Here is a 12522-nt window from a genome sequence, read left to right on the forward strand (position 1 = left end):
TTAGGATGAAAATAAGATGGAAGGTCTATTTGGCCATTATGATTTCAGTGTCCGCTGCGCACGCGGCAACCTGGGATGGCAGCGAATTAGACGGCTTATGGACGAATGAACTGAACTGGGCCGGAGACGCGTTGCCGACTGACGGCGAAACAATTGATATTTCCACTGGGGATACGGTTTCCGGGGAGGGGCTTTCGGGCCAGGTTCTTCCGAATGGAAGCACGGTTAACCTGAGCGGGAATTCCACCCTGACCCAGCCGGGCGGAGCTATCCGGATGAATGGATCCACCCTGAATGTGGCTTCCGGCTCGGGCCTGACCGGCAATGGGTTCTGGGATCTGTCTGGAGCGACCCTCAATTTTGAGGATGGGGCCATCGCGACCATGGCCGACTGGGAACAAAAGGGAAACAATACGTTCAAGTTTGAACTGAGCGCATCGGGATTTACAAAACTTGAGCCGGGTAATCTTCGACTGGGCGGCGGCGCCACCATGGCCAATGCTACGTATATTGCCGATTTGCAGAACTATTCGGGCGGAACGGGAACCGTCACGCTGGTTGATTTCGCCAACGATTTTGCGGGAGTGACAGCAGAATCCTTTTCGGATTCAACCCGGTACGTTACGAATTCGGGGGTGTTTACCAATTCGACCATCACGTTCGATGTGCTAAACGACGCGATCGTGTTGAATATTCTGGATGTGCTGCCGCCGGTGATTCCCCCGGTAACCTGGGATAATGAAAGTGGCGACGGTTCCTGGACGACAGCATCCAACTGGGATCCGGACGGTTTGCCGACCCTGGCTGACGATGTACTGGTCGGAACGGGTGGTGTGGTGACCAACGGACGGAAAGAATTTGCCTTCCTGGAGATCAAAAACGGGGCCTCGGTTACCTTCAGCGAAAACCTGGAACCGGGAAATGTGATTTCCAATGCAGGAACAGTCGATGTTGATGGCGTATGGCGCCTGCAGGGCAGCGAGGTTAACCTGGCCGGAACCGGCACTCTGGGAGCTAATTTGACCTTTCTCGATACCAGTGACGGAACCCTCAATTTTGAGGATGGGGCCTCCTTTAATAATACCGGCATGGCGGTTGAGCTGAAGGCTTCCCCGACCTTTGGCTTTAAATTGTCGGAGACCGGCTTTGCTACCGTGCAAGCTGGAGAACTTCTGAATGCTGGATCCGGCTCCACGACTACCACATGGGAAAACGTGACGTTTGAAATCGATGCAACGGACTATGATCTTTCTAACGGAAAAACGCTGGTGCTGATGGACTTCACCAACGTGGCATGGAAAGGCTCCGACGAAATCTTTGATCCGACTGTAACGGTTGAAGGCGGCGTCGGAACAATGGCGTTTGATGAGGTTGAACATCAGGTGGTTCTCAGCCTGTTTGATGTCGTGGTTTGGGATGACGGCGGTTCCGGAAGCAGTTTCAGCACCGCCGAAAACTGGGTCGGCGATGTTGCCCCGGTCAGCGGATCCCAATCGGTTGCCTTCAAGAGTTCCATCAGTTCGGTTACGGCCTATTTCCTGTCGGAGTTCACCATCGGTTCGAATCAGGTGATGCTCTCAGAAGGGAACTTTGTTCCCATGCGGATTGGTGACGGGGCCGACCTGACTATTCAGTCGGGCGGTGTGCTGGACTTTACTTCCGGCGGTAACGGCATTCTGGCCCAGTCCGGGGCCGGCGATGTTGCAAATGTATCGCTGGAGGGCCAGGCCGCGGCATCCGTTCACTTCTATTATCCCCAGACGAACTGGACGCATACGTTTACTCCGAATGCATCCGGTATAGGAACCTTTGAAGTGAAACAGCAACTTGTTCTCGAGGGAAATCTGGTGGTAGACGTAAGTAATTATGATCCGGCCAACGGAACCGACCTGGTGCTCTTCGATTATGGCACACTGACCGGAAGCGGCTCGTTTGCCGATGTTACGGTGATCGGTGAGGACGATTATACACTGGTATATGATTACGATATCGACGGCAACGGTGATCTGGGCATTGCCCTGATTGTACCGCCGGCTCTCACAGCTCAAGGCACCCCATACACATGGCTGGAAGACTATGATCTGGTCGTCAGCAATGAATATGAGCAGGCCGATCTTGAAGATACCGATCTCGATGGCTTGCTCAACTGGCAGGAATACCGGGCCGGAACCAATCCGACCAACAGCGCATCCGTTCTTGAGGTGAACAGTGTGACGGAAGTGGGGATAGATCAATATGACGTGGCCTGGCAGTCAGTGGCCGGCAAGACCTACAACGTGGTATCGGTCAATAACCTTCAATACGGTTCGCCGGTCACCAATGCCTCGAATGTCGTCGGAGTAGAGACGGAAACGGTCACTACGGTGACGGTCAGTTCGGATGCGACATTCTTTACGGTCGAATTGGCAGAATAGCAGAAGTTTTGCCGGAGGCCTGCTCCCGGAGAGCAATGCCACCGCATAAAAATAAAGGAGAACGAAATGAAAAAAGCAGGAATAGTGGCAGGAATGCTTGTGCTGGCCGGGGTGGCGAATGCGGAAATTGTATACAGCGGTGATGATGGCGCTGCCTGGAGCGTTGGTGCCAACTGGGTAGGAAATATAGCACCAGGTAATGGCAGTGCGGTCCAAATTGACAGCACTAAAGAAGTGAATTGGGATTTCGGCGGCGGATGGCACTCGCCAGGAAATCCAGCGTCGGTCAATCTCGATGGCACGCTAACCACAGTTGGCGCCTTGCGTAATTGGAGCACCGACTGGGATATTAGCTCAACAGGCACGATCGATCTCGGCGGTAACTGGTTGGTGCTCTGGGGTGGTGGTTCGTCATTTACTTTTGATTCTGGCGCAACGCTCAACCAAACCTCCGGACGTATAGAGTTTGGTGATAGCGCAGCCACTACCCTCGGGTTTAACCTTGAGGCAACTGGCTTTCAAACCATGTCCGCGGGCTTGCTTCAGTTCAACAACCATGTCGGCCAGGGAATCGATGTAAACATGGCCAATTATACCGGAGGTGCTGGCACGATAGTGCTGATGGACTTCACCGGCAATAACGGCATGACTGATACGATCTTCAAGAATGACCTCAATGCCACAGTCAGCGATGCCGGTGCATACGCTGGCTCCACTCTGCAATGGAACGAAACGACTTCGGCTATTGAACTGAATGTCATTCCGGAACCAGCGACGCTTGGGCTGGTTTGCGGATTCAGCACCCTGGTGTTCTTTGTTCGCCGAATCTTTATTATGTAGCCTTTAAAGTGATGCCGCCCGTCGATCAGGCGGGCGGTTTTTTTGTGCCTGAAATGAGTGAAAAAAGGCGTTTTTTGCGTGATCCAGGTACTCAATGATTGAATTTTAGCGCCATTTGTGAAACGATATTGGGTTGATTTATGAGTGGAAATTACACAGTCTTATTACTACTTTTCCTCAGTTTCGGGGTGAGCCGTGCGGCTACTGTTCAATGGGATGGCGGTGGAGCAGATAACCTTTGGTCGACCCCTGAAAACTGGAGCAGCGATGCCGTGCCCCTGGCCGGGGATGAAATCGTCATTGCCAATGGGGATACCGTTCAGCTGGCTGCTATTGAGTACCTGCCGAATGGGTCTGATTTAACCCTCAGCGGAGGATCGGTGCTTCATAAGGATTCCGGGGCGATCCGGCTGAGCGGCTGTACGTTGAATTTAGCCTCAGATGGGGCACTCTCCGGCGATTTCTGGGATCTGGATAATGCGGCCATATATTTTGAAGACGGAGCCTCAGTAAATATCGATGACTGGGAAAACAAAGGGTCCAACTATTTCAGCTTTGAACTGAGTTCGACCGGTTTTGCAAAGCTGAATGCCGATAAATTCTGGATTGGTGGCGGCACCTCTATTGCTGATGCAACCTACCGGGTTGATCTGGCCGACTATAGCGGCCCATTGCACGATATTATACTGGTCGATTATACCGAAAATAAAAGCAGTGTAACATCGAGCAATTTCCAGGATGCAACGATCATAATTGAGAATGCGGGAGCCCGTCCGTATCATCTTGAGTTTGACGAAATCAATCATGACATTGTGTTGGCCGTAACCGGCACCGTCGCTGCTACGCATGGACTGGCTGTTGTGTTTGATGAGAGTGCGGTGCCGGTTTCTCTGATCAATCCTGAGGGCGATGAATTGCTCAGCAATACCTCTTCAAAAGGTTTTTATTTACAGGAATTGGATTATTCCGAACGCCGGTTTGACACCCTAATCGACCTAGGTGGGGGGGGCTATCGTTTCGGGATTTCTGGCTCAACCGAACAGTTTGACCTTTTTATCGGCGGCACCAATGATTACATGACCATGCGCTTTTTGGATCTGAGCGGATTTGCCCTAGCGGGGGAGCGGTTCTATTTCAGCCTGAACGGGCAGAGTCAGAACCTGCAGGAGCTCGAGCTCGACTGCATGGTCAAGGCCAATGCCAACCGTAGCGTTTTCCGAGTGGAGCGCCAGAACCTCTGGGAAACCTCGAACAGCAACAAACTCGGTGCATTTGCACTGTATGAATTCAAGGATACCGTTCAGGAGGATGAAACTCTGTTGGATCTTTGGGTGAACGAAGGTCTGCCGCACCCTGCAGTAACGGGCGTGTGGGACCGGGCAACTGCGGAGGCCTGGTTGGACGACTGGGTCGAGATGGCGTACGACACCAGTTACCTGAATATCGTGCCCGACACCGTTGAAGAGCACGATGATTTTATTCCTTATGCCGCATCGATGGATGCCAAGGCCATCTACATGTGGAATTCGATCTGGCGGGGGGAATACTGGCTGCATTACCGGCAGAACGACGAAGTCAATCCGGATATGTATCCCGCCGGGCAGACCAACCTGCAGGCCTTCAGCGATGGGCTGGCCGAAAACGGCATGAGCCTGATGCTGCACTATCTGTGCGGCACGATAGGCGAGGAAGATGTGGAATTCACTGCCGGAGCGGTACATCCCGACTTGCAGAGCTGGGGAACGGTGACGCTGACTCAATCCATCTCGGCTGCATCCACCTCCTTTACGGTCGTGCCCGATCCGGGGGTGGCCCTGCCGGTTAAAAGCTCTTCTGCCTATCCGGTGGAAGCGCCTCCGGTGATTCCTTCTTTCTTTGAATTTAAAACCTTCCGACTTGGCGACGAATGGATCAGCGCTTCATCTGTAACCGACCACGGCAACGGGACCTGGCAGTTGGACGGAGTCGAGCGTGGGAAATGGAATACCGTTGCGGACAGTTATTCCCCCGGCGAAGGTTTGCGCGGCTATCTTCGACCCTATAACCAGGATTTTGTACCGGATCCGAATGCTGCCCTGTTCGATACCATCGCTACCCGCTGGGCCGAGCTGAATAATGCCCTCGGCACCACCAAATCGGAATTTGACGGCTTTGAAAATCACCGAGCTACCGGTTCGTGGGGGGCGGAAAAGTTTGCCGCTACGGTGTACGAAAATCTGGATCATCCTTCTACAGCCAATACCAGCGAAGGCCGGCCGCCAAACGCGTGGATCGAGTACCGCTTTAACCGGGTCAAGGACGCTTTGGGCGGCACCTTCCAGACCCGGCAGCATGCGGCACTTTTCCTTGGCGATAAATCGCGGATCACGCCCGGTCTTGAAGAGATTGAGCACGAGATGAACAAGTTCATGAATCTGAACAATCGCGGATTTTCACTGGGTTCCTATGATGTCAAGGGCATGTCGCTCAATACCCTGCAGACGCATGGTCAGATGGATGCCGTGCTTGATCTTGTTCGCGACTGGAAAGATGCATCGTTTGCCCTCACACCTGCTGAGAGGGCGTCGATGGAAAATTTCAGGGGATACGATGGGGCGCGCTCGTCAATCAACGGAAATCATCCCTGGGCGGAATCCCACTGGCGTCTGGACGGCTCCGATTTCAGGAAATGGCATGCGCTGGGTACCGACCAATATACACATGAATGGCATTTCGGGCAGGAACACGGCACTATTACGCCTAGGTTTTATGTGCAGAATGGGCAGAGCCAATCCCTGGAAGTTCCGGTGGAATTTGATTCAGGTGCAGACCAAACCCGAATTGTGGGTAGGGTACTGCCGCGTTTTGATCCGGCGTCAGTCGGCAATATTGATTTAATGCCCTATATCGGCACCAATGCACTGACGGTTGCGGCAACAAACTCGACCGGTTCCGGGATCTGGAAAGATACGGATTTTAATGTTTATTCGATCTGGCCCAGAGTGGATTTTCTCAATCATCGGGGGATTGGATGCTGGGTGACGGGCGACGGCAGCGGTGCTGTACTGGTCATCCGTGTGAAGCGCAATGACAATGCCCGCGATTATGCTGTGCCGATTGATTTCACCGGCACACGCTGGATTGAAATTCCGACCGCTGAACAGGCCTGGCGCCTGAGGAACTGGGGCTGGGCGGTGGCGACACGGAAGTTCATGGACTACGCGGGCGTGAGTTCGGTTGAGGTCGGGATCGGTCATCTTCCGGCAAATACCACCTGCAGTGTTTTGATCGAAGACCTTCAGGGTTTGGAGGAAAATTCGGAGACCTTGGTTAATCCATCGTTTTCGCTGGGCGAACAGACGCTCAATATTACCGGAAGTATTCCGGTCGAACATCATTTCATCCTGGAGCCCAACGGAGATTTCACGGTCTACGACGAAGACTGGAATACGGTTTCTTTCCAGGCATTGGAAAGCCCGTTTGTTCCGACCAATCTCACTACGTTCAGCATGAGCTCGGCAACGGCCTCTTCCAATGTCTGGATCGAAGTCGGCGTGCAGACCTCCAGTGAATCGCTGCACAATCCGGCCTACACGACCAACGGAACGCCCTGGCGCTGGCTGGGTGAATACGGTTTAGATACCGACCTGATCGACGAAGATGTTGATGGTCACTGGACCTGGCAGGAATACATTGCCGGAACCAATCCAACCAACCTGTCGTCGGTTTTGAAACTGAGCGGTGTCGCTTCGAGCGGAAACAGCCATGTGCTCAGTTGGCAGGCGGTTATGGGAAAATCCTATTCCATTCATTTCGCAACGAACCTGGTTGCTCCCATCTGGGTTGAACAGGATTCAGGCATTCCAGGCATTGAACCCGATTGCACCCATACCGCAATAGTGCATGGTGCTACAGGGTTCTTCCGGGTTGAAGTCGAATAAAGGTGTGAAAAGCGCATCCACCAAACGGTGGATAGTCAAATTTGGGCCGCTGTCATATCTTGGTTACGGTATCAATAGGAAACTCTAATTTTAAAGCAGGAGACGGGAAATGGTAAAAAAAAATTCAATGATCGGAATGTGGATGGCTCTCGCCGTTGCAGCCCAGGCCGCATCGGTCAGTTGGGACGGAGAAGCAGCCGACAATAACTGGACGAGTGTAACCAACTGGTCGGACAATCTTGCCCCGAATTATGGTGATGATGTGACCATCGATAGCGCATCGGTGAATTATGATGCCACAGCAGGCGCTGGCAGTTTTCTCGGGGACTCGCTGACTCTTTCCGGCACGGCAACACTCACGGCAAATACGGTGATCCGCTTTAACGGGGCTGATGTCAATGTGGGCTCGAATGCGTCGCTGGCCGGTTCCTCTTATTATGATTTCAACAGTTCAACGGTAACGTTTGACGCGGGAGCGACCGCGACGATCGGTAACTGGGAGCAGAAAGGCTCTCCTACATTTCAGTTTAATCTCAATGCCGATGGATTTCCCGCGCTGACACCCGTCAACCTGCTTCGCAGTACCGGCATGGAGAATGTCACCTACATCGTTGATCTAGCCGCCTACACTGCTCCGGCTTCCAATATGACTCTGGTTGCTTTTAATAACGCCGTCGGTCTGACCGATGCCGCGTTCCAGACGGCAACACTGATGGTTACAAACGCCGGCAGCTACGATGCCAGTCTGGTTTGGGTGGATGAAATCGATTCGATCGTTCTCGATATGGGCGTTATCGAATACGACGTTGCATGGGTCGGCGGCGGTGCCGATAACAACTGGCTGACGACGAACAACTGGGATAATGGCTCCGGAACCGCTAATGGCGACGTGGTAGGGATCGGCAGTGAATATACAGTGAATTGGAATTTCGGTGGCGGTTGGCACTCACCGGGTAATCCTGCCGCGGTCTATCTTGACGGCACGCTGACTTCAAGTGATGCCCTGCGTTCCTGGAGTACCGTATGGAATATCGGTTCAACCGCCAACCTCGATCTTGGAACCAGCTGGTTGGTATTTTGGGGAGGAGGTTCCTCCTTTATTTTTGATGCCGGTGCAACGCTCAATACTTCCGGTAACCTGCAGTTTGCGAACCATTCAGAAATCACTCTTGGGTTTAATCTAGATGCCGATGGTTTCCAGGCGTTGAGCGCAGGAGGATGGTTGATTGATGGTTTTGCCGGCCAGACGATTAGCGTGGATATGGCCGATTTTACCGGACCGCCCCAGAATATTACCCTCATTGATTTTGTCGCTGGCGGTGCCATGACGGCTGACACATTCACCAACTTCAACCTGGTTGTCGCCAACAACAGCGGTTACCCCGCCAATCTGATCTGGGATGAGGCTACCGCTTCGATCGTTCTCGATATGGGCGTGATTGATTATGATGCCATCTGGGATGACGGCGCCTCCGACAGTGATTGGATGAGTGCCACCAACTGGAATACGGATACGGTGCCCGGCAGTGGCGATACGGTCCTGATTGGAGCCGGAGAGGTCGTCACCAACGTCCCGAACGTTTTTGCCAAACTGTATATCGGAACAGGTGCAGACGTAACCTTCGGCACTCAGTTTCCGGTTACGGCGAATGAAATTATATCGGACGGTCAACTTGATTTTCCCGGCGGCGTTGTGCACCTGAACGGTGCCACCTTAACGCTCGGCACTAACGGAAGCTTGAAATCAAGTATGGGCTGGCTGGACCTGCTCAACGGTTCGATTTATTTCGAGAACGGTGCGTCCTTTGGAAACACCGGAATCAGTATCGAGCACAAAGGAAACAACACGATCGGTTTCAAACTCTCTGAAACCGGGTTCACCACTGTGCAGGCCGGTGCGCTGTATGCCGGGAACAACGGTCAGTTTGTGGCTGGTTGGTCGAATGCCACCTATAACATCGATATTTCCGAATATAACCACACGAACGGTCTCTCCATCGTATTGGCGGACTACACGTCCGTCTTCGGCGGAACCTTTGATCCCACGGTGAACATTGAAGCGGGCGACAGCGGCCTCGATGCGGATCTTTCCCTGAACACGACGGATTCCAGCCTGGTGCTGACCATCGACCCGCCCGGAAATGACGCGCCGACGGCGTACGACCAGACCGTTACACTGGGGGGTACCTCCTCGGTCGCCATTGTGCTGATCGCAACCGATCCGGAAGATGATGCGCTTACGTACAATGTGGTTGACCTGCCGACGAACGGCGTCCTGTCCGGAACCGCGCCGAATCTGACCTATACCCCGAATGTCGGTTCCAGTGGATATGATACCTTTACATTCACTGCGCAGGACTGGCAGAAGGTATCCAACACCGGAACGGTGTCGATCCTGCCCATCCCGCAGACGGCTGCTGAGCTTTGGGACACCTATCATAATTCCATCCTGAATGATCCGCTCAATGTCGAGTGGCTCAAGTCCTGGACGGAAGACGATATCACCATCCATTTCATCCGCTACGAGCTGGGTGCATGGAGCGGAACCCAGACCAACGCAACGCCGAAAATCGCCGCTTACTATGCGTATCCTACCGGTGGAACCAATCTGCCCGGGGCGGTTATGATTCATGGCGGCGGACAGCGGGCAATGGCCTCATACACTAAATACTGGGCGGAGCAGGGCTATGCTTCCATAAGTATCAACTGGGGCGGGCTTCCGCAGGAAGAGGGTTATCCGAATACCGACTGGGATGGACTCGCCTCCGGCTTTACCCGCGAGGGCGTAACCGATGCGATCTTCCATAACTGGACCGATCCCGCTGTCTACAGCGATGGCAGTACGCTTTTTGATGTGCCGCACCCGCTCAACAGCAGCTGGATGCATAACTCCTATGCCACCCGCCGTGCGCTGACCTTCCTGCAGAGTCAGTCGATCGTGGACGGTACGAAGCTGGGCCTGACGGGCCACAGCATGGGCGGACACACCACGGTGCTGTCGTCGACCGATCCGCGCCTTACCTGCGTAACGCCCTCGGTCGGCGGTTCCGGATTCCTCTATGAGGACTGGTGGGGCGTGCCGAACAGCGGCCGGTCCACCAACGGCGTGCAAAGCCTGGACCTTCACATGAATACCGTTGAAGCGAGCCTCTATTGGCCGGACATCACCTGCCCGATGCTCTTCCTCGAGGCGGCCAACGACTTTAATGCGCCGTTCGACCTAGTGACCCGTGCGATGGCGCTGCAACCGACCGATGTGCCGCAGCAGCTGGCCTTTGCGCCGCACTATAACCACCGCTTCGATACGGCTTCATTCGCGGCCCGTGTCCTGTGGCATAAAACCTGGCTGACCAGCGGGTTTGATTTTCCGGAGCGTTCCTCGGCGGAACTGGATCTGACCACCGTGGACGGTGTGCCGGTATTCCGGGTGTGGCCGGATGAAAGCACCTCGAATACGGTGGTTTCAGTAGACATCTATTATGGTACGGAACGCGATATTCTGAACCGCTTCTATCGTGATGCGCCGGTGACTCAGGTCGGTGACCATTGGGAAGCACAATGTCCGGTATACAGCCTCAACGAACCGCTGGTGGCCTTGGCGGTCATTACCTATGACTGCGGATTCGATCTGGCGATGCCTCCGGGATATCATAATCCGAACCGTAACTTCAGCATAGCCTCCGAGGTCTATACCGTTTATCCGGACGAACTCGTAAGCAACGGTGTGGTGCCGACAGCTGAAAGAAACCGTCTCATCGACGACTTCTCCCGCGGGTTCAAAGACTGGTACACCCTCAGCGAAGACAATCCGCATCACTGGATGTTCTACACCCGTAAAATGAATGATGCAGCCTGGAAGGGCCCGGTTGATGGTGAGCTGTCGTTTGACATTACGACCACCGAGGCGAATAACCTGCTGACGATTAAGCTCATGGATGAGTGGGGTGAGCATATCTGGAGTTCCTTCGCCGCAACCATCAATCTTCCGGTGGCTGGAACGAATACCGTTTCGCTTGCCCTGGATGACTTTGTTCTGTTGGGCGACGGAACCTCTACACTGAGCAGTTGGGAGGATGTGCGCTATATGGGCATTGCTTCCGCCAATAAGTTTGATTCAAGCACCTATCCGACCTGGTGGCAGGGCGATGTTCCCGTGTTGGAAAACCTGCAATGGGTCGGCGGGGAATGGACGTTTACCAATAACGTTACCTCGACCTATCTCGAGTCGTATGACCTCCCGCTCAATGACGGTGCCGTGATAAACGACATCGATAGCGATGGTCTGTCGACCTGGGAAGAGGAATTTGCCGGAACCGACCCGACCAACAGCGCTTCCGTGCTTCGAGTCAATGAAGTCTCCGTGGTCGGTGGCGACCGGGTCGTCAACTGGCAGGCCGTTGCAGGCAAAAACTATACGGTCTGGTTTAAGACCAACATGACCGATGCGGTGTGGATTGAACAGGCCACAGGTGTTCCCGGAGTCGAGCCGTCCTGCACGCATACCGTGGCGGTGGACAGCGCGACCGGATTCGTGCTCATCGAAGTTGAATAAGAGCGCATTCCAGACCTTGGAAATGGATGGGAGCAGGTATTTCCTGCTCCCGCTATTTAGAAGATCTAACAGAGAAGATTGAATATGAAGAAAATCATTCAGTTGGGCGGAGTTGTGGCGTTTGTATGCATTTCCATGGCCGAGGAAACCCCGCAGGCGCTTCGGGCGGAGCGCCCCGGCGAATGGTGGATGCAACGGCATGATGAAAAGGTGGCTGCGGCCGCGCAGGGCGGAGTGGACCTGATTCATATCGGCGACTCGATTACACACTATGGCGAACGGGAAGCGCTCTATGACACCTATTTCGGACATCGCAACACGCTGAATCTCGGCTTCGGTGGCGACGGCACTCAGAATGTGCTGTGGCGCCTGCAGAACGGGGAGGTTGACGGGCTGACTCCGAAGCTGGTGGTGGTCATGATCGGTACCAACAATGCCGGGCGCGATGATCCCGCAGATATTGTTCTGGGCATTCAGGCGATCGTTACTGAGCTGCGCACGCGTGTGCCGGCTTCGGAAATCCTGCTCTTTTCCATTTTTCCCCGTGCAGCCGGTGCGGAGCACGATTGTAATGTGGCGGTCAATGCGCAGCTGGCATCGCTTGCGGACGGCGTGCATGTGTTCCACATGGATATTAATTCACATTTTGTCAACGGAGACGGATCACTCAAAGAAGAACTTTATTACACCGATCTACTGCACTTGAGTTCGCAGGGTTATCAGCTCTGGTGGGAGCAGATGGAGCCCGCCGTCAGCCAGGCGCTGGGTGATGATCCGGTGGAGCCGGCTGAGTAAA

At 54.0% G+C, this 12522-nt stretch carries 5 protein-coding genes; all 5 read left to right on the forward strand.

Annotated elements, in window-relative coordinates; all coding sequences use genetic code 11:
• Positions 1-5 precede the first annotated feature (5 nt).
• Positions 6-2414, forward strand: a complete 2409-nt coding sequence (locus E9954_RS30930) for a hypothetical protein (protein ID WP_136083179.1) — start codon at positions 6-8, stop codon at positions 2412-2414.
• 66 nt (positions 2415-2480) lie between these two features.
• Positions 2481-3254, forward strand: a complete 774-nt coding sequence (locus E9954_RS30935) for a hypothetical protein (RefSeq protein WP_136083180.1) — start codon at positions 2481-2483, stop codon at positions 3252-3254.
• Between the two features lie 140 nt (positions 3255-3394).
• A complete protein-coding gene (locus E9954_RS30940; protein ID WP_136083181.1) occupies positions 3395-7174 on the forward strand; it encodes a CIA30 family protein in 3780 nt (1259 codons plus the stop codon).
• A gap of 109 nt (positions 7175-7283) precedes the next feature.
• Positions 7284-11726 (forward strand): Ig-like domain-containing protein, encoded by a 4443-nt coding sequence (locus E9954_RS30945; protein WP_136083182.1) that lies wholly within the window; start codon positions 7284-7286, stop codon positions 11724-11726.
• Positions 11727-11810: 84 nt separating this feature from the next.
• Positions 11811-12521 carry a GDSL-type esterase/lipase family protein gene (locus tag E9954_RS30950; RefSeq protein WP_136083183.1) on the forward strand — a complete coding sequence of 237 codons (711 nt, stop codon included), beginning with the start codon at positions 11811-11813 and terminating at the stop codon, positions 12519-12521.
• Position 12522: the final 1 nt, after the last annotated feature.

Source organism: Pontiella desulfatans (assembly GCF_900890425.1).
Taxonomy (GTDB): domain Bacteria; phylum Verrucomicrobiota; class Kiritimatiellia; order Kiritimatiellales; family Pontiellaceae; genus Pontiella; species Pontiella desulfatans.